This is a genomic window from Pseudomonas migulae NBRC 103157 (assembly GCF_002091715.1).
Classification (GTDB): Bacteria; Pseudomonadota; Gammaproteobacteria; order Pseudomonadales; family Pseudomonadaceae; genus Aquipseudomonas; species Aquipseudomonas migulae_A.
In genome coordinates this window covers 19,382-41,948 of record NZ_BDAG01000036.1, presented here as the reverse complement: position 1 = coordinate 41,948, position 22,567 = coordinate 19,382, and the positions used below count along the sequence as shown (strand labels likewise).

General features: G+C 60.4%; 20 protein-coding genes and 1 pseudogene. 3 read left to right on the top strand and 18 right to left on the bottom strand.

What is annotated here, in order from left to right:
- Nucleotides 1-34 precede the first annotated feature (34 nt).
- The 15 genes from dtd to hutC form a co-directional block, all read right to left on the bottom strand.
- The gene (gene dtd, locus PMI01S_RS23445) at nucleotides 35-472 is read right to left on the bottom strand and encodes a D-aminoacyl-tRNA deacylase (RefSeq protein ID WP_084322529.1); all 438 of its coding nucleotides are present in this window, start codon (nucleotides 470-472) and stop codon (nucleotides 35-37) included.
- Nucleotides 469-1,440 carry a prolyl aminopeptidase gene (pip, locus tag PMI01S_RS23440; protein WP_017336093.1) on the bottom strand — a complete coding sequence of 324 codons (972 nt, stop codon included), beginning with the start codon at nucleotides 1,438-1,440 and terminating at the stop codon, nucleotides 469-471. The genes dtd and pip overlap by 4 nt, the downstream gene beginning before the upstream one ends.
- An 81-nt stretch (nucleotides 1,441-1,521) precedes the next feature.
- A complete protein-coding gene (locus PMI01S_RS23435; protein ID WP_084322528.1) occupies nucleotides 1,522-2,475 on the bottom strand; it encodes an alpha/beta hydrolase in 954 nt (317 codons plus the stop codon).
- A 119-nt stretch (nucleotides 2,476-2,594) separates the two neighbouring features.
- Entirely contained in the window at nucleotides 2,595-3,542 is a 948-nt protein-coding gene (locus PMI01S_RS23430; RefSeq protein WP_084322527.1) for a choline ABC transporter substrate-binding protein, read from the bottom strand.
- Nucleotides 3,543-3,780: 238 nt separating this feature from the next.
- Complete coding sequence (gene hutG, locus PMI01S_RS23425) at nucleotides 3,781-4,584, bottom strand: N-formylglutamate deformylase (protein ID WP_084322526.1); 804 nt, start codon at nucleotides 4,582-4,584, stop codon at nucleotides 3,781-3,783.
- A 10-nt stretch (nucleotides 4,585-4,594) separates the two neighbouring features.
- Complete coding sequence (gene hutI / locus PMI01S_RS23420; RefSeq protein ID WP_084322525.1) at nucleotides 4,595-5,800, bottom strand: imidazolonepropionase; 1,206 nt, start codon at nucleotides 5,798-5,800, stop codon at nucleotides 4,595-4,597.
- Between the two features lie 100 nt (nucleotides 5,801-5,900).
- Nucleotides 5,901-7,433 (bottom strand): histidine ammonia-lyase, encoded by a 1,533-nt coding sequence (gene hutH, locus PMI01S_RS23415; RefSeq protein ID WP_084322524.1) that lies wholly within the window; start codon nucleotides 7,431-7,433, stop codon nucleotides 5,901-5,903.
- A 120-nt stretch (nucleotides 7,434-7,553) separates the two neighbouring features.
- On the bottom strand, nucleotides 7,554-9,077 hold the full coding sequence (hutH, locus tag PMI01S_RS23410; protein WP_084322523.1) for a histidine ammonia-lyase: 1,524 nt from the start codon (nucleotides 9,075-9,077) through the stop codon (nucleotides 7,554-7,556).
- Nucleotides 9,078-9,247: 170 nt separating this feature from the next.
- The gene (locus PMI01S_RS23405; RefSeq protein ID WP_084322522.1) at nucleotides 9,248-10,078 is read right to left on the bottom strand and encodes a quaternary amine ABC transporter ATP-binding protein; all 831 of its coding nucleotides are present in this window, start codon (nucleotides 10,076-10,078) and stop codon (nucleotides 9,248-9,250) included.
- Entirely contained in the window at nucleotides 10,075-10,926 is an 852-nt protein-coding gene (locus PMI01S_RS23400) for an ABC transporter permease (protein WP_008058061.1), read from the bottom strand. The genes PMI01S_RS23405 and PMI01S_RS23400 overlap by 4 nt, the downstream gene beginning before the upstream one ends.
- A gap of 70 nt (nucleotides 10,927-10,996) precedes the next feature.
- Nucleotides 10,997-11,965, bottom strand: coding sequence for an ABC transporter substrate-binding protein (locus PMI01S_RS23395; protein WP_084322521.1), 969 nt, complete (start codon nucleotides 11,963-11,965; stop codon nucleotides 10,997-10,999).
- Nucleotides 11,966-12,034: 69 nt separating this feature from the next.
- Nucleotides 12,035-13,507, bottom strand: a complete 1,473-nt coding sequence (locus tag PMI01S_RS23390) for a purine-cytosine permease family protein (protein WP_084322520.1) — start codon at nucleotides 13,505-13,507, stop codon at nucleotides 12,035-12,037.
- 126 nt (nucleotides 13,508-13,633) lie between these two features.
- On the bottom strand, nucleotides 13,634-15,316 hold the full coding sequence (gene hutU, locus PMI01S_RS23385) for a urocanate hydratase (RefSeq protein ID WP_084322519.1): 1,683 nt from the start codon (nucleotides 15,314-15,316) through the stop codon (nucleotides 13,634-13,636).
- 446 nt (nucleotides 15,317-15,762) lie between these two features.
- Nucleotides 15,763-16,332, bottom strand: a complete 570-nt coding sequence (locus tag PMI01S_RS23380) for a HutD/Ves family protein (protein ID WP_084322518.1) — start codon at nucleotides 16,330-16,332, stop codon at nucleotides 15,763-15,765.
- A complete protein-coding gene (hutC, locus tag PMI01S_RS23375) occupies nucleotides 16,329-17,039 on the bottom strand; it encodes a histidine utilization transcriptional repressor HutC (RefSeq protein ID WP_174602685.1) in 711 nt (236 codons plus the stop codon). The genes PMI01S_RS23380 and hutC overlap by 4 nt, the downstream gene beginning before the upstream one ends.
- Before the next feature lie 305 nt (nucleotides 17,040-17,344).
- Here hutC and PMI01S_RS23370 point away from each other — a divergent pair, with 305 nt between their 5' ends.
- Nucleotides 17,345-18,709, top strand: a complete 1,365-nt coding sequence (locus PMI01S_RS23370; protein WP_084322516.1) for a formimidoylglutamate deiminase — start codon at nucleotides 17,345-17,347, stop codon at nucleotides 18,707-18,709.
- Between the two features lie 106 nt (nucleotides 18,710-18,815).
- Here the strand turns inward: PMI01S_RS23370 and PMI01S_RS23365 are convergent, their stop codons facing one another.
- Nucleotides 18,816-19,385: a lipocalin family protein gene (locus PMI01S_RS23365; RefSeq protein WP_084322515.1), complete on the bottom strand. Its 570-nt coding sequence runs from the start codon at nucleotides 19,383-19,385 to the stop codon at nucleotides 18,816-18,818.
- A gap of 31 nt (nucleotides 19,386-19,416) precedes the next feature.
- A complete protein-coding gene (locus PMI01S_RS23360; RefSeq protein ID WP_007907841.1) occupies nucleotides 19,417-19,671 on the bottom strand; it encodes a hypothetical protein in 255 nt (84 codons plus the stop codon).
- A gap of 281 nt (nucleotides 19,672-19,952) precedes the next feature.
- Between PMI01S_RS23360 and PMI01S_RS32515 the strand changes: the two are divergent.
- Together PMI01S_RS32515 and PMI01S_RS32510 are read left to right on the top strand one after the other, a co-directional pair.
- Nucleotides 19,953-20,987: pseudogene (locus PMI01S_RS32515) on the top strand (HAMP domain-containing protein); the annotation flags it as partial.
- Between the two features lie 93 nt (nucleotides 20,988-21,080).
- Nucleotides 21,081-21,845 carry a methyl-accepting chemotaxis protein gene (locus PMI01S_RS32510; RefSeq protein ID WP_371850935.1) on the top strand — a complete coding sequence of 255 codons (765 nt, stop codon included), beginning with the start codon at nucleotides 21,081-21,083 and terminating at the stop codon, nucleotides 21,843-21,845.
- Between the two features lie 117 nt (nucleotides 21,846-21,962).
- On the opposite strand, the gene PMI01S_RS23350 is transcribed toward PMI01S_RS32510, so the two are convergent.
- Nucleotides 21,963-22,565 (bottom strand): DUF924 family protein, encoded by a 603-nt coding sequence (locus tag PMI01S_RS23350; protein WP_084322513.1) that lies wholly within the window; start codon nucleotides 22,563-22,565, stop codon nucleotides 21,963-21,965.
- Nucleotides 22,566-22,567: the final 2 nt, after the last annotated feature.

Below are 22,567 nucleotides of genomic sequence, written 5' to 3'. Positions count from 1 at the left end.
TGAAAAAGCGCTTAAAAACTTGTTTCAAGCGCTTTCAGGTCTGTAACAGGAAGGTAACCGGGCCATCATTGACCAGGTGAACCTGCATATCCGCGCCGAATCTACCTGATGCCACAGTGCCATGCACCTGTTTCGCTTTCCCTAATAGATAGTCGAAAAGCTCCTCGCCCAGCGCCGGAGGGGCAGCAGTCGAAAAACTGGGGCGCAAGCCGCTTTTGGTGTCGGCGGCCAGGGTGAACTGAGAGACCAGCAGCAACCCGCCGCCGACGTCCGCCAAGGACAGATTCATCTTGCCTTCGGCGTCACTGAACACTCGATAGTTAAGCAGCTTATGCAAAAGTTTGTCGGCGCTGGCCCGAGTATCCTCGGGCTCGACCGCTACCAGTACCAGCAAACCCTGATCGACTGCACCGACCACCTCCCCCGCTACCTCGACTCGCGCGCCACGCACGCGTTGCAACAGGCCCTTCATGCTTCTTCTGGGGACAGGTCGAGCAAGCGCCGGGCCATCTGATCGGCGGCACGCACCAGTGCATCGGTAATGCCTGGCTCGGAAGCGGCATGCCCGGCGTCACGGATAACCTGCAATTCACTGTTCGGCCAGTTCTGATGCAATTCCCAGGCGTTGTCCAGCGGGCAGATCACGTCATAACGACCGTGCACGATCACGCCAGGCAAATGGGCGATCTTGCCCATGTCGCGGATCAACTGGTTCGGCTCGAGGAACGCATTGTTGGTGAAGTAATGGCATTCGATACGGGCAATCGACAACGCGCGCTGTGGCTCGGAGAACCGGTCGACCACCAGCGGGTTCGGACGCAAGGTCGCCGTCCGGCCTTCCCAGGTGGACCAGGCCTTGGCTGCGTGCATCTGGGCAATCTGGTCGTTGCCGGTCAGGCGCTTGTGGAAAGCGCTGAGCAGGTCTTCACGCTCGTCCAGCGGGATCGGCGCGATGTAGTCCTGCCAGTAATCGGGGAACAGTCGGCTGGCGCCCGCCTGATAGAACCATTCGATTTCCTGCGGGCGGCAGAGAAAAATCCCGCGCAGAATCAGACCGTGCACACGCTCCGGGTGGGTTTGCGCGTAGGCCAGCGCCAGGGTCGAGCCCCACGAACCGCCGAACAGCACCCATTTGTCGATGCCCAGGTGTTGGCGAATCCGCTCAAGGTCGGCGACCAGATCCCAGGTGGTGTTGTTTTCCAGGCTGGCGTGAGGAGTGGAGCGACCGCAACCGCGCTGGTCGAAGGTAACAATGCGGTAAAGGTTCGGATCAAAAAAACAGCGACTCTGTGCATCACACCCGGCGCCGGGGCCGCCGTGGATGAACACCACCGGCAAACCTTCCGGTGAACCGCTTTCGTCGACATACAGGGTGTGGGTTTCATCGACGGCCAGATCGTGCCGGGCGTGGGGTTTGATCTGCGGGTACAAAGTCTGCATTGCGCGCTCCGTAAGGGGTCGAGGTCATCCCTGGGGGGACTTCTATTATTCTGCCGTCCGGCATCATAAACCCGATTTACGTCAATGAGCATGCCCTTGCTGAGTCAGAGTTTTGCCTCCCGTTTTTTCAGCCAGATAGCCGAGCAGTGTTTCATAGAGCGCATCGACCTCGGCGACCTGGCCCCGCCCTCGCAAACAGCCATGAACCAGACCCTCGCCGTAATAAAGTGTCGCGGCAACGCCCGCGACGTTGAGTCTCTCGGCGTAATGCACACCGTCGTCGCGCAGCGGATCGAACTGCGCCACAGCGATCAGCGCCGGCGGCAAGCCACCGAGATCCTCGGCGAGCAACGGCATCGCGTAAGCGCCCGGCTGTCGACTGCCACGCAAGTACAAGGCGTGATAACAGTCCACGTCGCTGCTGCTGAGCAACGGCGCGTCGACGCATTCGCTGCGCGACGCCAGCCGCTGGTCGCCACCCAGTCCCGGATAGATCAGGACCTGTGCCGCTGGCAGTGGCTCACCCGCATCGCGCAATGCCAGGCAAAGCGCGGCGGCGAGATTGCCCCCGGCACTGTCGCCGGCCACCAGCGTACGCGCGGGGTCTAGTTGAAACGGCCCGGAGCGCAGGGCTCGCCAGACCTTCAGGCAATCGTCGAACCCCGCCGGAAACGGATGCTCCGGCGCCAGACGATAATCGACGGCGATCACCAACACGCCAAGCGTCGACGCCAGTTCGGCGCAGATGAAATCGTGGGAATCCAGATCCCCCACCACCCAACCGCCGCCGTGCAGATACACAATGCATGGACTACCGCCAGTCGACGGCGAAACCGGCGGCTGATACGAACGCACCGGCACACCGGCCAATTCGAAGTCCACGACATACAGCTCGGCGGGACGCGGCGGGGTGAACGCCCGGCACATCTCGCTGTAGGCCTGGCGCATCCCGGCGAGGCTACTGTCAGTGCTGTTGAAGCTGACGGTTTTCTCGACGAAGGCCAACATTTGTGCGGATAGCGGGTAAGTAGCCATGAGTCGGGTGCCGAGGTTTTGTGGAGAGTGGCGCAAACCTGTGGGCGCGAGGCCTGTGTGGCGAAGGGATTTGTCCCCTCGCCACACAGACCTCGCTCCCACAGGTTCTGCGGTGACGGTCAGTTTTTCAGGCTGGCCTGTACGGTCGCTACCCCATCCTTGCCGTCAAAACTGCTGACGCCGGCCAGCCAGCGCTGAAGATCTTCCGGGTGATCACGCAGCCATTGCCTGGCAACGTCCTGCGGCGTCTTGCGCTCCATGATCGGCACCATCAGCTGACTTTCCTGAGCGGCGGTGAACGTGAGGTTTTCCAACAAACGATTCACGTTCGGGCAACGTTCGGCGTAGTCCGGCGCCGTCACCGTGGAGACCGTGGCCGCCCCTTCGTTCGGCCCGTAAACATCTTCGCTGCCGGTCAGGTAGGTGATTTTCATGTTGATGTTCATCGGGTGCGGGGTCCAGCCGACGAACACCACGAATTCCTTACGATTCACCGCCCGCTGAACGGCGGCCAGCATGCCGGCCTCACCGGACTCGATCAGTTTGAAATCCTTCAAGCCGAAGTGATTGGTCTCGATCATGGTTTTGATCGTGGTATTGGCACCGCTACCCGGCTCGATGCCGTAAATCTTGCCGCCGAGCTTGTCTTTGAACCTGGCGATATCGGCAAAGGTTTTCAACCCTGCGTCGGCGACGTACTCCGGCACGGCGAGCGTTGCCTGGGCGTCGGCCAGACTCGGCTTGGCCATGACCTTCAGCTGATTGGCGGCCACGAACGGGGCAATGTTGTTGTCCATCGCCGGTTTCCAGTAACCGAGGAAGATGTCGAGGCGCTTGTCGCGGATGCCGGCGAAGATGATTTGCTGCACGGCGCTGGTTTGTTTGCTTTCGTAGCCAAGGCCGTTGAGCAACACATCGGCCATGCCGCTGGTGGCGATCACGTCGGTCCAGTTGACCACGCCCATGCGCACGGCTTTGCAGGAAGCGTCGTCGCTGGCCAGAGCACTGGTGCTCAGAAGAGCGGTACCGCAGAGGATTGAGAGACAGCGGGTGAACAGTCTTTTCATTGGGGGAGGTCTCGTGCGGCAGATTTATTATGGGCCCGGTGTCTTGTTGCACCGTGCTCAGAACATTACGCAGCAGCGTGAGACCAAAAGCGAACTGTGGCGACCGAGATTTGCACGGTGGCGACTAAGGTGAACGGATTAACTGTGGGAGCGGGCTTGCTCGCGAAAGCGGTGTGCCAGTCGACATCAATGGTGCCTGACACACCGCCTTCGCGAGCAAGCCCGCTCTCACAGGGGGTTATGCGTTGTAGTGTTTTTCGCCCCACGCCAGGAGCCCTTGCAGCAATTCCTTGAGCACCACTTGTGTCGGCTCCGCCAGGTCCGGGCGATAGCGGAACGGCTCGAATTCTTCCATGTAGGTGCACTGGCCCAATTCCAGTTGCACGGCATGAATGTTTTCCGCCGGATTGCCATAGTGCCGGGTAATGTGGCCACCCTTGAAACGACCGTTCAGTACATGGCTGTAGTCGCCGTGCCGTGCGCAGATCGCCTCCAGTTGAGTGGCCAACTGTGGATCGCAACTGGCACCGTTGAATGTGCCCAGGTTGAAGTCCGGCAGCTTGCCGTCAAACAGGTGCGGGATGATCGAGCGGATCGAATGCGCATCGAACAGCAACGCATAGCCGAATTCGGCTTTCAGTCGTGCCAGTTCGTTCTGCAGCGTGCTGTGGTAAGGCGTCCAGACCTGTTCCAGATAGGTCGCGCGTTCCGCTGCCGACGGTTCCATACCCTCACGGAACAATGGAATGCCGTCGAACAATGTCGCCGGGTACAGGCCGGTGGTCGCGCCTGCGTACAGAGGCTTGTCGTCGGACGGGCGGTTCAGGTCGATGACAAACCGCGAGTACTCGGCAGCCAAGGTGCTGGCGCCAAGTTCAGTGGCGAACTCGTAAAGTTTCGGAATGTGCCAGTCCGTGTCCGGCAGGCTTTTCGCGTCGGGGATCAACCCGGCTTCGACTGCCGGGGTCAGGCGCAGGCCGGCGTGGGGCATGCTGATCAGCAGCGGCACGCGGCCTTGTTTGAAGTTCAGAACCTTATCCACAACTGTTCTCCTAAACGCTCGTTTCAACGCCGTGACGCACGACGCGTTTCTCCAGATCACCGCCCAGCCAGTACGACAGGTCAGCGGGACGATCGATTTGCCAGGCGACGAAGTCAGCGACCTTGCCGGCTTCCAGCGAACCATGGGTGTCGGCCATGCCCAGCGCGGCGGCGGCATGAATCGTCGCACCGGCCAGGGCTTCTTCCGGGGTCATGCGCAAACAGGTGCAAGCCATGTTCAGCATCAAGCGCAGCGACAGCGCTGGCGAGGTGCCGGGATTGAGGTCGCTGGCGACGGCGATTTTCACGCCGTGTTTGCGTAGCGCGTCCATCGGCGGCAACTGGGTTTCACGCAGAAAGTAGAACGCACCCGGCAGCAACACCGCGACGGTGCCGGACGCGGCCATGGCGATGGCGTCTTCTTCGGTCATGAACTCCAGGTGGTCGGCCGACAGTGCGTGATAACGCGCCGCCAGACTCGAACCGTGCAGCGATGACAATTGCTCGGCGTGCAGTTTCACCGGCAAGCCCAGTTTTTGCGCAGTGACGAACACTCGCTCGACTTGTGCTGGCGAGAACGCCAGGTATTCGCAGAACGCGTCCACCGCATCCACCAGCCCTTCGGCGGCGAGCGCGGGGAGCATCTCGGCGCAGATGTGATCGATGTAGTCGTCCGCGCGGTCCACATACTCCGGCGGCAAGGCGTGGGCCGCCAGGCAGGTGCTGCGTACGCTGATTGGCAGTTCGGCACCGAGACGGCGGGCGACCTGCAGCATCTTGCGCTCGTTTGCCAGATCGAGGCCGTAACCGGATTTGATTTCGATGCTGGTGACGCCGTCACGCATCAGGCTTTTCAGGCGCTTGGCGGCGCTGGCGAACAATTCGTCTTCGCTGGCCGCGCGGGTTGCGCGCACGGTGCTGGCGATGCCGCCACCGGCTGCTGCGATTTCCGCATAGCTGACGCCTTGCAAACGCTGCTCGAATTCACCGCTGCGGTTACCGCCGAACACCGTGTGGGTGTGGCAGTCGATCAGGCCCGGGGTGACCCAGGCCCCTTTCAAATCGTTGACGGCCGGGTATTCGCCCGCCGGCAGTTCAGCGCGAGGGCCGATCCACTCAATGCGCGCACCGGACGTCACGATGGCCGCATCCTCGATGATCGAGTAGACGCCTTGCGCCATGGTTGCGACGTGGCAGTGTTGCCAGAGGGTTTTCATCCCGTAATCTCCACAATTTCAAAATCGTATCACCAGCAAGCCGGCTCCTACAGGGGATTGCGTTGTCCCTGTAGGAGCCGGCTTGCTGGCGATGGCGCCCTTACAGGCTAGGCAGCAACTTCGCCGACACCAATTCATTCAGGCAACGCGTCGCCAGCAGTTCAGTCGCTGCATTGATGTCCGGCGCAAAGAAGCGATCCTTCTCATAGAACGGCACTTCTTTACGCAAAATCGCCCGAGCCTTCTCCAGTTTTGGCGAGGTCTTCAGACCGTTACGCAGGTCCAGGCCTTGAGCCGCCGCCAACCATTCCACCGCGAGAATCCCGCGGGTGTTCTCGGCCATTTCCCACAAACGCTTGCCAGCAGCCGGGGCCATCGACACGTGGTCTTCCTGGTTCGCCGACGTCGGCAGGCTGTCCACCGAATGTGGATGGGACAACGCCTTGTTCTCGCTGGCGAGAGCCGCAGCAGTCACTTGAGCGATCATGAAACCGGAGTTCACGCCGCCATTGGCCACCAGGAACGGCGGCAGTTGCGACATGTGCTTGTCCATCATCAGCGAGATGCGGCGCTCGCTCAGCGAGCCGATTTCAGCGATGGCCAGGGCCATGTTGTCAGCGGCCATCGCGACGGGTTCGGCGTGGAAGTTACCGCCAGAGATCACGTCACCTTCAGCAGCAAACACCAACGGGTTATCCGAAACGGCGTTGGCTTCAACGGCCAACACTTCGGCGGCTTGACGGAACTGGGTCAGGCAGGCGCCCATGACTTGCGGCTGGCAGCGCAGGGAGTAAGGGTCCTGAACCTTTTCGCAGTTCTGGTGCGAGTCGGAGACTTCACTGCGCTCGCCCAGCAGGTCGCGGTAAGCGGCAGCGGCGTCGATCTGGCCTTTCTGGCCACGTGCGGCATGAATCCGCGCGTCGAACGGCGAACGCGAACCCAGCACCGCTTCGACGGTCAGGCCGCCAAGGGCCAGGGCGCCCGCGAACAGATCTTCACCTTCAAACAGACCGCGCAGGGCGTAAGCAGTGGACACCTGAGTGCCGTTAAGCAGCGCCAGGCCTTCTTTCGCGGCCAGGGTCAACGGCGTCAGACCGGCGACTTTCAGCGCTTCGGTCGCTTCCATCCACTCGCCTTTGTAGCGCGCCTTGCCTTCACCCAGTAGCACCAGCGACATGTGGGCCAACGGCGCCAGGTCGCCGGAGGCACCGACCGAACCTTTCAATGGAATGTGCGGGTAGACCTCAGCGTTGATCAGGGCGATCAACGCGTCGATGACCACGCGGCGAATACCGGAGAAACCACGGCTCAGGCTGTTGACCTTGAGCACCATGACCAGTCGGACCAGCGCGTCGCTGATCGGCTCGCCCACACCGGCGGCGTGGGACAGCACCAGCGAGCGCTGCAGGTTTTCCAGGTCTTCGCTGGCGATGCGGGTCGAGGCCAGCAGGCCGAAACCGGTGTTGATGCCATAAGCGGTGCGGTTCTCGGCGAGGATCTGTTCCACGCAGGCAACACTGGCTTCGATCTGTGCCGAGGCGTTGTTGTCGAGGGTGATCTTGACCGGTTGCTGATAGATATCACGCAGTTGGGCGAGGCTCAGTTGGCCGGGAATCAAATTTAGCGCAGTCACTTTTATTCTCCTTTTGAGAGTCTTTTTGTTAACTAACCAGACGCTCCGGAAATGTCCGTTGTCCGTCGCTTCCCGCCTTTTGGGGGGCTTGCGCCTTGGCACGCTGGTTTGATGTAGGAATCAGTTCAGGTTTGGCAAAGCCTTGTGCAGCAAATTCGAATCTTTCAAAACCCCGGCAGCCGCAGCGATATCCGGCGCCAGCCAGCGGTCCTGATCGTAGGCCGGAACCCGTTCACGCAGCAGACGCCAGGCGGTATCAGTGCCTGCGCCGAAGCGCTGCTCTTTGAGGAATTCAAATGCCTGAGCCGCCAACAGGTACTCGATGGCGAGGATCTGCGTGCAGTTTTCCAGCGCGCGATGGAGCTTCAGTGCGGCGTTGGTGCCCATGCTCAGATGGTCTTCCTGCAGGCCCGAGGTCACGTAGTTGTCGAGCACCGCCGGTTGCGCCAGTTGACGGTTTTCCGCACACAGCGAAGCGGCGACGTATTGCACGATCATCATCCCGGAGTTCACCCCCGGATTGGCCACCAGGAAGGCCGGCAGACCGCTGACGTGCGGGTTGATCAAACGGTCGAGACGGCGCTCGGCGATGGAGCCGATTTCCGCCATGGCAATGGCCAGCAAATCAGCGGCCATGGCCACGGACTGACCGTGCGGGTTGGCCTGGGACATGATGCGAAAATTGTCCGGCGTGCCCAGCAGCAACGGGTTGTCGGTGCAGCCGTTGAGTTCGGTTTCGATCTGTTGGATCGCGTGCGCCAGTTGATCCCGTGCAGCGCCGTGGACCTGCGGGATCGAACGGATGCTCAGCGCATCCTGGGTGCGGATGCCTTTGCTCGAAGCAATCACCTCACTGCCATCGAGCAGCGAACGCAGGTTGATGCCGACCTGCTGCATGCCCGGATGCGGCTTGAGGGCGATGATCTCGGCATCGAACGCTGCGATCTGGCCCCGCTGGGCTTCGAAGCTCATGGCGCCGATCACGTCGGCCCATTGCAGCAGGCGCGTGGCATCGGCAATCGCCAGGGAGCTGAGGCCGCTCATGCACGGCGTGCCGTTGACCAGGCACAAGCCGTCTTTGGCGCCGAGCTGAACCGGTTGCAGACCTTCTTCGGCCAGGGCCTGTTGCGCAGAAACAATCTGCCCGCGATAGCTGACATTGCCGACACCCAGCAGCGCGATGCCGATGTGCGCCATGTGGGTCAGATAACCCACCGAGCCCTGGGACGGCACTTGCGGGGTGATACCGCGATTGAGCAGCGCCAGCAGCGCTTCGACTACCCGGCGATGGATACCGGATTTGCCGTGGCTGTAGTTGCGGATGGCGGCGCACATGATCGCGCGCGTCTGTTCGTCAGTCAGTGGCGCGCCAACGCCACAGGCGTGACTGAGCAAGGTGTTACGCGACAGTTGGCTCAGCTGTTCGTCTTTCAGCGAGACGTTGCACAGCGCACCCAGACCGGTGTTGACGCCGTAAGCGCGTTCGCCGCTGGTGACGATGCGCTGGACGATCGCCTGAGCGTTCTCGATCCGCGCCCAGGCCTGGGCCGACAGCTCGAGCTGCGCGCCGTGGCGGGCGACTGCGACGACATCCTGCCAACGCAGAGGGGCGTCGGCGATAACGATTTTTTCAGCCTGGGACATCTTTGACCTCGTGCGTACAACCTGAATATTGATGCAGCTTTGCCGACGCCTTCGCGAGCAAGCCCGCTCCCACATTGGATCTGTGTCGAACACAAATTTTTAAAACACCAACAATCCAATGTGGGAGCGGGCTTGCTCGCGAAGAGGCCAGCACAGTCACCGCAAATGTCTTAAACCACCGCCGCCCGCCGCTGTACGAACCGGTCGACATACTCATCCGCCGGCGAATGCAGGATCTCTCGCGGCGTACCCACCTGAATCAGGCGGCCATCCTTGAGGATCGCGATGCGGTTGCCGATGCGCACGGCTTCGTCGAGGTCGTGGGTGATGAAGACGATGGTCTTGTGCAGGGTCTTTTGCAATTCCAGCAACTGATCCTGCATCTCCGCACGAATCAACGGATCGAGCGCACTGAACGCTTCGTCCATCAGGATGATGTCGGTGTCCGCCGCCAAGGCACGAGCCAGGCCCACACGCTGACGCATGCCACCCGAGAGCTGGTGCGGGTATTTGTTTTCGTAGCCCTTCAGGCCCACGGTGTTGATCCAGTGCAGCGCGCGCTCGGAGCACATCTGCTTGGTCTCGCCACGCACTTTCAGGCCGTAGGCGACGTTGTCCACCACAGTCTTGTGCGGCAGCAGGCCGAAGCTCTGGAACACCATGCTGATCTTGCGTCGGCGAAATTCGCGCAGGGCGTCCATGTCGTATTGCAGGATGTCCACGCCATCCACCAGGATAGCGCCGCTGGTCGGGTCGATCAGGCGGTTGAAGTGGCGCACCAGGGTCGATTTGCCGGAGCCGGACAGGCCCATGATCACGAAGATCTCGCCACTACCGATGCTCAACGACAGGTCGTTCACGCCGACCACGCAGCCGGTTTCGGCCAGCACCTGATCCTTGGTCTTGCCCTGGCCGATCATGCCCAGCGCTTCCTTGGAACGGTTGCCGAAAATCTTGAAGACGTTTTTGACTTCGATTTTGCTGATGGCTTGGTTGTTCATTTGCTCACCTCATGCCGTGCACGACCGTACGCCTGTGTAATGCGGTCGATCACCACTGCCAGAATCACGATCGCCAGACCGGCTTCAAGGCCACGTCCGACGTTGAGGGTCTGAATCCCCACCAACACATCTTCACCTAGGCCACGGGCACCGATCATCGAGGCAATCACCACCATCGACAGGGCCATCATGGTGGTCTGGTTGATCCCGGCCATGATGCTCGGCAGCGCCAGCGGCAGTTGCACACCGAACAGTTGCTGCCAGCGGTTGGCACCAAAGGCGTTGATTGCTTCCATCACTTCGCCGTCAACCTGGCGAATGCCCAGATCGGTCAGGCGGATCAGCGGTGGTGCGGCGTAGATCACGGTGGCGAAAATAGCCGGGACCTTGCCCAGACCAAACAGCATCAGCACCGGGATCAGGTACACGAAACTCGGCATCGTCTGCATGATGTCCAGCAGCGGCATCAGCACCGAACGCAGGCGATTGCTGCGCGCCGAGAGAATGCCCAGCGGAATGCCGATCAGCACCGAAATGACCGTCGCCACCATCATCAGCGCGAGGGTCTGCATCAGCTTGTCCCACAGGCCGACCGCGCCCACCAGGAACAGCAAACCGACAATGACGGCGGTGGTTACGACTTTACGGGTTGCGTGCCAGGCAACGCCCGCCACGATCGCCAGCATCAGCCACCAGGGCGCCGCACGCAGCAGCCCTTCAAGATTGACGATGGCCCACAACAGGGTATCGGAGATGCTGCGGAACACGTCGCCGTAGTTGGTGACCAGCGAATCGACCCAACCGTTGACCCAGTCGGCGATGGAAAAGGTAAAGCTTTCGGGAAACATAAGAGGCTCTCAATCAAGGGGTTGCGATCAAGCATCCGACTGCCGCTGACGACAGTCGGAGAGGCTCAACCTACAAGGCCGCGTCGATCTTTTTGGCTGCGTCTTCGCTCACCCATGCGTGCCAGACTTCAGGATGTTCCTTGAGGAAGATTTTCGCCAGTTTTGGTGACTCGATCCGCTCTTTGGCCATACGCCCGAGATTCTGGTTCAGCAGGTCGATCGGCAGGTTGACCTTTTCCAGCACAGCCACCAGTTCCGGGGCTTGCTCGTGGAAAGTCTTGGACAGGCCGACCTTGATGGTCACTTCCTTGTTCACCCCAGGTTTCTCTTCGAGCTTGACCAGGTCAACCTGGCCCATCAGCGGTGTTGGCGACCAGTAGTAGAACAGGATCGGCTCGCCACGCTTGTAGCTCGACAGCACGGCGGCATCCAGCGCCGGGCCGGTGCCCGGACGGAAGTTGGTGTAGCTGCTTTCCAGGCCGTAGCTCTTCAGCATTTCGCTGTTGTCCAGCTCACAGGTCCAGCCGGCCGGGCAGTTGTAGAAACGGCCCTTGGCTGGTTCTTCGGCATCCTTGAACACCGAGGCGTACTTGGCCAGGTCAGCAATGTTTTTCAGGTCCGGCGCCTTGGCTTCCAGCTTGCGCTTGGCGTCACCTTCGATCACGTAACGCGGCACGTACCAGCCTTCGACTGCGCCGACGACCGGGGCACCGACACCGACGACTTTGCCGGCCTTCTCAGCCTTGTTCCAGACTTCGCTGCGGCCGACCCATTCTTCGGCAAACACTTGAATGTCATTGCTGCTCAAGGCGTTTTCCATGGTGATGGAGTTGCCCGGCAGGCTGTCGGTCTTGCAGTCGTAACCTTTCTCCAACACGACTTGCAGCACGTCGGTCAGCAACATGGCGCTTTCCCAGTTCAGACCGGCGAATTTCACCGGCTTGCCCGATTCGCACCAACCGGCTGCCTGGGTGGCGCCGGCGCTGGCGAGCAGGCCCATGGAAAGCAATGTGGTCAGCAGGGTCTTGTTCGATTTCATTGTAGTGACGCTCCTAATCATGAATTGGCTTACGGCAGTCAAGAGGCATCCAGCCCTATCCACGTCCAATCAGGCCTGCGCCGCAGCGCGACCGGCCCCGCTTGTTTTAGGTTGTACAACGCTGTCCTGCTCGACCGGCAGAATCAGTTGATCGGGCACGGTGCCGTGCCATTTTTTCGCACACAGGTAATACAGGGCTGCAGGCAGCACCAGACCGATGATCCAGGAAATATCCACATCACCCAGAGCGGCCACCAGCGGACCGGTATAGAACTTGGTGGAAATGAACGGCAGCTGCACCAGCACACCGAACACATAGATGCTGATACCGAGCATGTTCCAGCGACCGTAGCGACCGTTCGGATCGGACAGCGCCGGCACGTCATAGCGTTCGCGGGTGATGCAGTAGTAGTCCACCAGGTTGATCGCGCTCCATGGCGTAAAGAACGCCAGCAAGAACAGGATGAACGACTTGAACGCACCGAGGAACGAGTGCTGGCCGAGCAACGCCATCAGGGTCGCAGCACCGACGATGACCAGCACGAACACCAACCGCTGCAAGCGCGTTACCTTCAGTTCACCACGGAAACCGCTGATGATGGTCGCAATGCACATGAAGCTGCCGTACGAGTTCAGCGTGGAGATGGTGACCTTGCCGAACGCGATGCTGAAGTACAGCAGCGCAGCAGTGGCACCGGTACCGCCCAGACCCACGATGTAGGCCACTTCGTGGCCGGCGAATTGCCCGTTGGCCGAGGCCGCGGCAAACACGCCGAGGATCATCGCCACCTGTGCGCCAATGACCGAACCCGCACCCGCGGCGAAAAAGGTTTTCACCGAGGAAGTCTTGCTCGGCAGGTAGCGCGAATAGTCAGCCACGTAGGGGCCGAAGGCGATCTGCCAGGACGCCGCGAGCGACACCGCCAGCAGGAAGCTGCTCCAGCTGAAGTGGCGGATTTGCAGGAGTGCGCCAACGTCCGTCTGGCTCATCAGACGGCTGAACAGGTAAACAAAGGCAATCACACCAATGACGCTGGCGACACGGCCAATGAAATGGATCACCCGATAACCGAGTACCGTGACCAGCACGATGACACTGGCGAAGATGAGGATACCGACGGTGTCACTGACGCCAAACAACTGGCCCAGCGCCTGACCGGACAGCACGGTTCCGGTTGCGGTGAAGCCGAGGTACATCAAGCAGACCAGCACGATCGGGATGGCCGCGCCATAAACGCCGAACTGCACACGGCTGGAAATCATCTGCGGCAGGCCAAGCTTGGGCCCTTGCGCGGCATGCAGCGCCATCACGCCACCGCCGAGCAGTTGCCCGATCAGCAAACCGATCAACGACCAAAACACGTCACCGCCCAGCACAACGGCCAGGGCCCCGGTGACAATCGCGGTGATTTGCAGGTTGGCACCCATCCACAGGGTGAACTGGCTAAACAGGCGACCGTGTCTCTCCGCTTCCGGGATGTAGTCGATCGAGCGTTTCTCGATCAAGGGTTTGCTGCCTGCACGATCGTTGTTAACAGCCATGATTCAACCTCTGTGGATTGTTATTCTGGGTTGGTGCAACCCTTGTAGGAGCCGGCTTGTTGGCGATTGGGCCTGACACACCGGGGTGTCTGAATCGCCAGCAAGCCGGCTCCTACAGGGCAAGCATTACTTGCCGGTAATCATCGGCAGGTTCAGGCCCTGTTCCTTGGCGCAGTCGATCGCGATCTGGTAACCCGCATCGGCGTGACGCATGACACCGGTCGCCGGGTCGTTGTGCAGAACGCGAGCGATACGCTCGGCCGCTTCGTCAGTACCGTCGCAGACAATCACCATGCCCGAGTGCTGGGAGAAGCCCATGCCGACGCCGCCGCCGTGGTGCAGGGAAACCCAGGTCGCGCCGCTCGCGGTGTTGAGCAAAGCGTTGAGCAGTGGCCAGTCGGACACGGCGTCGGAACCATCCTGCATGGATTCGGTTTCGCGGTTCGGGCTGGCGACCGAACCGGAGTCCAGGTGGTCGCGACCGATCACGATGGGCGCAGACAGCTCACCGCTACGCACCATTTCGTTGAACGCCAGGCCTAGCTTGGCGCGCAGACCCAGGCCAACCCAGCAGATACGAGCCGGCAGACCCTGGAAGCTGATGCGCTCGCGGGCCATGTCCAGCCAGTTGTGCAGGTGGGCGTCGTCGGGGATCAGTTCTTTGACCTTGGCGTCGGTCTTGTAGATGTCTTCAGCGTTGCCCGACAGTGCAGCCCAACGGAACGGGCCGATGCCACGGCAGAACAGTGGACGGATGTAGGCCGGTACGAAGCCTGGGAAATCGAATGCGTTTTCCACGCCTTCTTCCTGGGCCATTTGACGGATGTTGTTGCCGTAGTCGAAGGTCGGGATGCCTTGTTTTTGGAAGTCGAGCATCGCCTTGACGTGCACGGCCATGGACTGCTTGGCGGCCTTGATCACGGCAGCCGGTTCGGTCTTGGCGCGGGCGCGATATTCGTCCCAGGTCCAGCCAGCTGGCAGGTAACCGTTGAGTGGGTCGTGGGCGCTGGTCTGGTCGGTGACCATGTCCGGGCGTACGCCGCGCTTGACCAGTTCCGGCAGGATTTCAGCCGCGTTGCCCAGCAGGGCGATGGAGATCGCCTTGCCTTCTTTGGTGTATTTGGCGATGCGGGCCAAAGCGTCATCGAGGTCTTTGGCCTGTTCATCGACGTAACGGCTTTTCAGGCGGAAATCGATACTGACCTGCTGGCATTCGATGTTCAGCGAGCACGCACCGGCCAAGGTGGCAGCCAGAGGCTGCGCACCACCCATGCCGCCCAGGCCCGCGGTCAGTACCCACTTGCCTTTGAGGTCATCGTTGTAGTGTTGGCGACCGGCCTCGACGAAGGTTTCGTAGGTGCCTTGGACGATGCCCTGGCTGCCGATGTAGATCCAGCTGCCGGCGGTCATCTGGCCGTACATGGCCAGGCCTTTGGCGTCGAGTTCGTTGAAGTGTTCCCAGCTCGCCCAGTGTGGCACCAGGTTGGAGTTGGCGATTAGCACGCGCGGTGCATTGGTGTGGGTCTTGAATACGCCGACCGGCTTGCCGGATTGCACCAGCAGGGTCTCGTCGTCATTCAGGTTGGTCAGGCTTTCGACGATCTTGTCGTAGCATTCCCAGTTACGCGCCGCACGACCGATACCACCGTAAACCACCAGTTCTTTAGGGTTCTCGGCGACTTCCGGGTCGAGGTTATTCATCAGCATGCGCAGTGGCGCTTCAGTCAGCCAGCTCTTGGCGGTCAGCTTGTTACCGCGGGCAGCGCGGATTTCAACGTCACGAAACTTAGTGGGTTTAATGTCAGTCACGAAAAAGACTCCTCAGCGATCAATCCAAACCAACCCTGGCGGTGGGTAAGCCAGCCTGTGCGCGTCAAAGCGACACAAGCGAATCAGTGGACGCTGCGGAGAGTCTCGGTCGACTCATACGCATACGTCTTTACTTGTACATACAAGCATATGCAATCAAGCGGCCAACTTGTTGGATGCGTGTTCAAGAAAAATTCTGAAAGGGGCGCAAAGCCTGTAAATCAAGGGCTCTGAGGAAGATGAAATTTTTCGGGGGGATTTTGCGAAGGGATGATGGCTTGTTACTTCAGCGTGATTTTGCGCCACGCTGGGGCGTTCGGTAACAAAGTGGTGCGCTTTCGGGAACGCTCAAAAGCAAAAGATCGCAGCCTTCGGCAGCTCCTGCAGGGTGTACTCATGCCACCGTAGGAGCTGCCGAAGGCTGCGATCTTTTTGAGATTCGGATATCAGCGTGAAGTCAGCTCGATCACGCAGCAGGCGCCGTTACTGGAGACATCCAGCAGGCCGGTGTTACCGATGAGTTGCAGGCAATCATGACGACCGAGTTGCGAAGCAGCGTTACCGACCTTTACCTCAAGCGCCTCGCTCACACTGAACACCAGCACAGTCCCGGCCTCGCTGAAAAACCGCTGCTCGCCGTCCAGCCACTGCAACCGCGCGCTGTAACGCAGTGGCGCATAAATCAGGTTGAAGTCGCGAATCGGGCCACCCAGCAACGTGCAGGACACCTGGCTTTCGCCGCTGAAGGCAAACGGGTCCAGTGGTAACAACGGCCGCGTGGCCTGGCCATCCACCGACAAGGTCATGCCGTCACCCTGCAACACGGTGATGATCCGCTCGTAACCGGCGAAGGTAGAAAACCCGCCCGACTCGCCGATATCGGCAATCGACAGGCGCCAGCCGAAACCATCAAGGCCAGTGCCCGCGTCGCGGGTGATTTCTTCAGTGCTGCCGCCACCGTTTTTCCACGGCATGCGTGGATAATCTTTGGCGCGTAAAACTTTCACTTCGCTCATTTATGAAACCGACCTTCCAGACGATGACGGGAACCGGGGTGGATCAAACGGGCGGCGGTCACTGGCTGACGACCGGACCAGGTGCGGCGACGGATCAGCAGGCACGGCTCGCCTTTTTCAATCTGCAGCAATTTGCACTCGCTGGCCTCGGCCAGAATCGCCTCGACCACGTGCTCGCCTTCGGTCAGCGGCGCGACCTGGTTCAGATAGGCGTAAGGCGTTTGCAGGGTGAAATCCTGCTTGAGGTAGTCGGGCGCCACCAGCGCGTTGACGAAACGGTCTTCGATTTGCACCGGAATATCGTTTTCGAAATGCACGATCAGCGAGTGGAAGACCTTCTGGCCTTCACGCATGTCCAGGGCCAGGGCGCGCTCGGAACCGGCGGCCTCTTCTTCAAGGGTGATCACCTGGCACGTGTGGCGATGGCCACGGGAGGCGATTTCGTCGGCGATGTTGTGCACTTCAAACAGTGCGGACTGGCTTTTCGGTTCGGCGACGAACGTGCCGACACCCTGCATGCGCACCAACAGACCGTCGGCGGTCATCTCGCGCAGTGCGCGGTTGATGGTCATACGGCTGAAGCCCAGCTGGCTGACCAGCTCGCTTTCCGACGGAACGCGGTAGTGCGGCGGCCAGTTTCCACTGTCGATTTGCTGGGTGATCATCTGTTTGACGCGAGCGTACAAGGGCGCCGGACTGTCGCCCATGTTCGCGGCCAACGGTGACACTGGTGGCGGAGTCGGCACGGTTAATCCTTGTTCATTTGGTGAGGGTAATGTGGCTCGCGTGGTCAGTTCTGTCAGTCAATTTCGGCGCCGGAAATCCAGATCCTGCGTTGCTGCTCCTCGCCCTAGCCAGCTATGACTCGTCGCAGCGCCTTGGCTCTGAATTTCCGGCATCCGAACTTGAACTGACGAACTGACCACACGAGCCACATAGCTTGCCGGAGTTTACCGGGCAGGCAAACGTCTGTATATGTATATACAAATAACACACGATGGGGTGCTGAACCATGTCCGCCTTCTTTGCCGAACGCGCGCTGCTGCCTAGTGGATGGGCCAACAATGTACGTCTTGAGGTCAGCGCCGACGGCGTTTTGACCCATATCCAGGCCGATTCCAACGCAGATGGCGCCGAACGGCTCAGCGGTCCGCTGCTGCCGGGGATGCCGAATCTGCACTCCCACGCGTTCCAGCGGGCCATGGCCGGATTGGCCGAAGTGGCCGGTAATCCGAACGACAGCTTCTGGACCTGGCGCGATCTGATGTACCGGCTCGTCGGAAAGATCAGCCCCGATCAGCTCGGCGTGATTGCCCGTCAGCTGTACATCGAAATGCTCAAGGCCGGTTACACCTCGGTCGCGGAATTTCATTACGTACACCACGACACCAGCGGCCAGCCGTATGCGGATCCAGCCGAACTGGCGCTGCGCATCAGCCAGGCCGCCAGTTCCGCCGGTATCGGTCTGACCTTGCTGCCGGTGCTCTACAGCCATTCCGGTTTCGGTGGCCAGACGCCAAACGACGGCCAGCGTCGCTTTATCAACAGCACTGAAAACTACCTGAAGCTTCAGTCGCGCTTGCAGCCGATCCTGGCGCAGCAACCAGCGCAGTCGCTGGGTTTGTGTTTCCACTCATTGCGCGCGGTCACACCCCAGCAGATCAGCGAAGTGCTGGCGGCCAGCGACAAGCAGTGCCCGGTGCACATTCACATCGCCGAACAGCAGAAGGAAGTCGACGACTGCTTGAGCTGGAGCGGTCGTCGCCCTCTGCAATGGCTGTATGAGAACACCGAAGTCGATCAGCGCTGGTGCCTGGTCCACGCAACCCACGCCAATCCGGAAGAAGTCACGCTGATGGCCAAGAGTCGCGCCATCGCCGGCCTGTGCCTGACCACCGAAGCCAACCTCGGCGACGGGATTTTCCCGGCCGTGGACTTCCTCGCCCAGGGCGGGCGCATGGGCATCGGCTCCGACAGCCATGTGTCATTGAGCGTGGTGGAAGAATTGCGCTGGCTGGAATACGGCCAGCGTTTGCGCGATCAACGACGTAACCGGCTGTATGGCGCGGAACAACCGATGGTGGGTCGCACGCTGTATGACGCGGCTCTGGATGGCGGCGCGCAGGCGTTGGGTCAACCGATCGGTGCGCTGGAGGTAGGCAAACGGGCGGATTGGCTGGTGCTGGACGGTAGCGATCCGTACCTGGCCACCGCCAGTGGCGACGGGATTCTCAATCGTTGGTTGTTTGCCGGTGGCGATCGCCAGGTGCGCGATGTGCTGGTCAATGGCCAGTGGGTTGTGCGGGATGGGCGTCATGCCGGGGAAGAAGAAAGTAACCGCGCGTTCACCCAGGTCCTGCGAGAACTCTTGGGTTGATAACAAACCCTTGTAGGAGCCGGCTTGCTGGCGATGATATGTCAGCGACATTGAAGTCGACTGACACTCCATCGCCAGCAAGCCGGCGCCTACAAGGGTTGCATCATCAGTTGGAAGTCTTGGCCATCTGCGTATCCGTCGCACGCCAGATCAGCCGCGTCGTGTCATACCCCTGCTGACGCGCCTTGCTCAGCAGTTCTTCACGCACTACACCGTTGACCGTCGGGGTTCGCGACAGCAGCCACAGATACCGGCGGCTCGGGTCGCCGACGATGGCGGTCTTGTAGTCTTCGCTGACGTACAGCACCCAGTACTCACCCTTCGCCACACCCGGAATCAGTCGCGAGAACCAGGTGTCGAACTCGACCCACAGCTTGTCGGTCTTGCCCGGCACTTGCGGATACGCCGTGCCCTTGGCTTCTTCCCATTGCCAGTCCGCCGTCAGGCAGCGATTCAGCACCAGGATGTTGCCGTCCGGTTTGAGGGTGTAATGAGCTTCGGATTGCGCACAGTTGCGCTGGAAATACATTGGCAGACGCGCCAATTCGTACCAGGTCCCTTGGTATTTCTTCAGATTGACGCTGTTGACGGTTTTCGGCGCCAACGGATCTTCGCCAGAAGTGGCGCAGCCGGCCAATACCAGGCCGGCAAAAAGGAGGATCAATAACCGCTTCATTGTTTTTCTCCCGCGAGCGTACCGCCCCGGTTTACTTCAGGCCTTGGCCAGAAAACATCAACACTTTGTCACCGGCGTACTGCACGCTGATAAAGCTGTTCTTGTCGCCCCAGGTGCAACTGGACATGCCGAGCGCGCCCGAGCAGTCGGTGGGTTTGCCCAGCAAGGTTTCAACCTCGGCCTTGGGCATGCCTGTCGACAGCTTCGAATAATTTTCCTGATTGATCTTGCCGCACGCGGCCAACAACACGCAGAACGAAAGCAAAGCGATAGAACGCAGCGACATGGTGTAGCTCCTGGGGTGAAGGGAATGGCATGGCTGCCAAGCTGAAGCTTAGAAGAGAAAACCCCATTCTGGTTCCCTGACCAAGCGCCTATTTATCGGGCCGCTCGTCTGCCTTTTGCCGAAAAATCAGCCACTTTCATTTGCTGCCGAGCATTTCGTCGGTTTTGGCAAAAGTCGCCTCATCTTTGGCGCCGGCCAGTCGACATAAGAGCAGCGCAAAGCCCCTTCCTGTGGCACATTGGCACCCCTTGTTGACCAGCCCCTCCGCGGTAGCTCATTTAATGACCAGAAACATGAAGTTCAGCCACAAAATCCTGTTGGCTGCTGCCCTCGTGGTGGCCGTTGCATTCGCCTGTTTTATCCTGTTCAACGACTACCGCCAGCGGCAAACCCTGCGCAGCAATACCGAATCGTCAATGCAGGAACTCGGCAGCCTGACCACCAGCAACATCCAGACCTGGCTGGAAAGCCGCATTCAGTTGCTGCAGTCGCTGTCCCAGCAAATCGTGGTGGATGGCAGTGCACAGGCCAACCTCAAGCGCGCCATCGACCTGCCCGCCTACACCAGCAACTTCCAGCTGAGCTATTTTGGCGGCACCGACGGCGTGATGTTTTCGGTCCCGGCCGGCAATCGCGCCGCCGATTACGACCCTCGCGCACGCGGCTGGTACAAGGCAGCCAACAGCGCGCAACAGACCATCGTCACCGAACCGTACATCGCTGCATCCTCCGGCAAACTGGTGATCACCGTCGCCACGCCGGTGCAGCGCCAGGGCCAGATGATCGGTGTCGCGGGCGCCGACATTGACCTGTCCAGTGTCAGCGCGATCATCAACTCGCTGAATTTCGGCGGTCATGGCCATGCGTTCATCGTCAGCGCCGACGGCAAGATCCTGATTCACCCGGACAGCAAACTGGTCCTCAAGAGTCTGGCCGAGGCCTACCCGAACGGTGCCCCGCAAGTCAGCCCGGGCATGAAAGAAGTCGAGATCGACGGCAAGCGCCAGTTCATCTCCTTCACCCACGTCAACGGCGTGCCGTCGGCGAATTGGTATGTCGCGCTGGTGCTGGATCAAGACACAGCGTTCTCGATGCTCAGCGAATTCCGCACCTCGGCGATCATTGCCATGGTCATCGCCGTGGTGATCATCATCGCGTTGCTGGGCATGCTGATCAGCTTCCTGATGCAGCCGCTGCTGACCATGGGCCGCGCCATGCATGACATCGCCGAAGGCGAAGGTGACCTGACCAAACGTCTGACTATTCACGGCCATGACGAATTCGGTGCGCTGGGCACCTCGTTCAACCGTTTTGTAGAGCGTATTCACACCTCGATCCGCGAAGTGTCCTCGGCCACCGGCCAGGTCAACGAAGTCGCACTGCGCGTCGTCGCCGCGTCCAACTCGTCGATGTTCAACTCCGATCAACAAGCCTCGCGCACCAGCAGCGTGGCCGCGGCGATCAACGAACTGGGCGCCGCCGCCCAGGAAATCGCCCAGAACGCCGCCCTCGCCTCGCAGCACTCGAGCGACGCGCGTGCCTTGGCCGAAGACGGTCAGCAGGTGGTGGATAAAACCATCGCGGCGATGCAGCAGCTCTCGGCGAAGATCAGTGATTCGTGCGGCAACATCGAGACGCTCAACAGCAACACGGTAAACATCGGGCAGATTCTGGAAGTGATCACCAGCATCTCGCAGCAGACCAACCTGCTGGCGTTGAACGCCGCCATCGAAGCAGCCCGGGCCGGTGAAGCCGGACGCGGTTTTGCCGTGGTTGCCGATGAAGTGCGCAACCTGGCGCATCGCACGCAGGATTCGGCGCAGCAAGTGCAGAAGATGATCGAGGAACTGCAAGTCGGCGCTCGCGAAGCGGTGAGCACCATGACCGACAGCCAGCGCCAGAGCGAAAGCAGCGTCGGCATCGCCAACCAGGCTGGCGAGCGTCTGGGCAGCGTGACCCAGCGGATTGGCGAGATCGACGGGATGAACCAGTCCGTGGCGACGGCGACCGAAGAGCAGACCGCGGTGGTGGAATCGATCAACGTCGACATCACTGAGATCAACACACTGAATCAGGAAGGTGTGGAGAACTTGCAGGCGACGTTTTGTGCCTGTTCTGACCTTGAACAGCAGGCCGCGAGGTTGAAGCAGTTGGTGGGCAGTTTCAGGATTTAAGCCTTTCTTACGGGCCCCTTCGCGAGCAAGCCCGCTCCCACATTGGATTTGCGTCGATCACAAAATCCCTGTGGGAGCGGGCTTGCTCGCGAAGGCGGCATCAGCCGCGATGAAGATTTAGAACCTTGACCCAGGCCCTGAAAGAAACGCCAACTCCTCAGCCGTAGACTCCCTTCCCAACACCGCATTGCGATGCGGAAATCGTCCAAACCGTGCAATCACTTTCTGATGCCGTTCGGCGTAATCCAGGTTATCGGCAAACACTGCCCGATCAGCCTCAGGCTGCTGCGCCACCAGATCGATAAACCGCGAAACCGCTTCGTTCTGCACCGACAGATTCTCGCAGTGCTCAAACACCAGGTAGATAAACACCCGCTGAATCGGCCGCAACTGCCGATCGAAATCCGCAGCAATGCCTTGCGCCACCAGTGCCTGAGCCCTGAGATCGCCTGAAAAGGATTTGGGAGTGTCGCGATAGATCATTCGCGGGAGTTGATCGAGCAGCAGCACCAGGGCCAGCCAACCGTCGGGGCGTTGCGCCCAGTCAGTCAATCCGCCGGCCAGTGCCTGCTCGACCCAGTCCCCGAAGCGCGTCCGCGCTTCGAGGTCCTGGCTGTCGCGCTTGCCGAACCATAACTTGCCCTTCTCAGCCGCTGTTTCGTTGGGTGATTCGGCGTTTCCGAACCACCATTCGAGCAACGGCTGCCAGGGCGCGGTCATGG

Excerpts from the sequence above, each read along its gene's own strand:
- dtd (WP_084322529.1), bottom strand. The coding sequence starts at position 472 with ATGAAGGGCCTGTTGCAACGCGTGCGTGGCGCGCGAGTCGAGGTAGCG.
- pip (WP_017336093.1), bottom strand. The coding sequence starts at position 1,440 with ATGCAGACTTTGTACCCGCAGATCAAACCCCACGCCCGGCACGATCTG.
- PMI01S_RS23435 (WP_084322528.1), bottom strand. The coding sequence starts at position 2,475 with ATGGCTACTTACCCGCTATCCGCACAAATGTTGGCCTTCGTCGAGAAA.
- PMI01S_RS23430 (WP_084322527.1), bottom strand. The coding sequence starts at position 3,542 with ATGAAAAGACTGTTCACCCGCTGTCTCTCAATCCTCTGCGGTACCGCT.
- hutI (WP_084322525.1), bottom strand. The coding sequence starts at position 5,800 with ATGAAAACCCTCTGGCAACACTGCCACGTCGCAACCATGGCGCAAGGC.
- hutH (WP_084322523.1), bottom strand. The coding sequence starts at position 9,077 with ATGTCCCAGGCTGAAAAAATCGTTATCGCCGACGCCCCTCTGCGTTGG.
- PMI01S_RS23405 (WP_084322522.1), bottom strand. The coding sequence starts at position 10,078 with ATGAACAACCAAGCCATCAGCAAAATCGAAGTCAAAAACGTCTTCAAG.
- PMI01S_RS23400 (WP_008058061.1), bottom strand. The coding sequence starts at position 10,926 with ATGTTTCCCGAAAGCTTTACCTTTTCCATCGCCGACTGGGTCAACGGT.
- PMI01S_RS23395 (WP_084322521.1), bottom strand. The coding sequence starts at position 11,965 with ATGAAATCGAACAAGACCCTGCTGACCACATTGCTTTCCATGGGCCTG.
- PMI01S_RS23390 (WP_084322520.1), bottom strand. The coding sequence starts at position 13,507 with ATGGCTGTTAACAACGATCGTGCAGGCAGCAAACCCTTGATCGAGAAA.
- PMI01S_RS23380 (WP_084322518.1), bottom strand. The coding sequence starts at position 16,332 with ATGAGCGAAGTGAAAGTTTTACGCGCCAAAGATTATCCACGCATGCCG.
- hutC (WP_174602685.1), bottom strand. The coding sequence starts at position 17,039 with ATGGGCGACAGTCCGGCGCCCTTGTACGCTCGCGTCAAACAGATGATC.
- PMI01S_RS23370 (WP_084322516.1), top strand. The coding sequence starts at position 17,345 with ATGTCCGCCTTCTTTGCCGAACGCGCGCTGCTGCCTAGTGGATGGGCC.
- PMI01S_RS23365 (WP_084322515.1), bottom strand. The coding sequence starts at position 19,385 with ATGAAGCGGTTATTGATCCTCCTTTTTGCCGGCCTGGTATTGGCCGGC.
- PMI01S_RS23360 (WP_007907841.1), bottom strand. The coding sequence starts at position 19,671 with ATGTCGCTGCGTTCTATCGCTTTGCTTTCGTTCTGCGTGTTGTTGGCC.
- PMI01S_RS32510 (WP_371850935.1), top strand. The coding sequence starts at position 21,081 with ATGTTCAACTCCGATCAACAAGCCTCGCGCACCAGCAGCGTGGCCGCG.
- PMI01S_RS23350 (WP_084322513.1), bottom strand. The coding sequence starts at position 22,565 with ATGACCGCGCCCTGGCAGCCGTTGCTCGAATGGTGGTTCGGAAACGCC.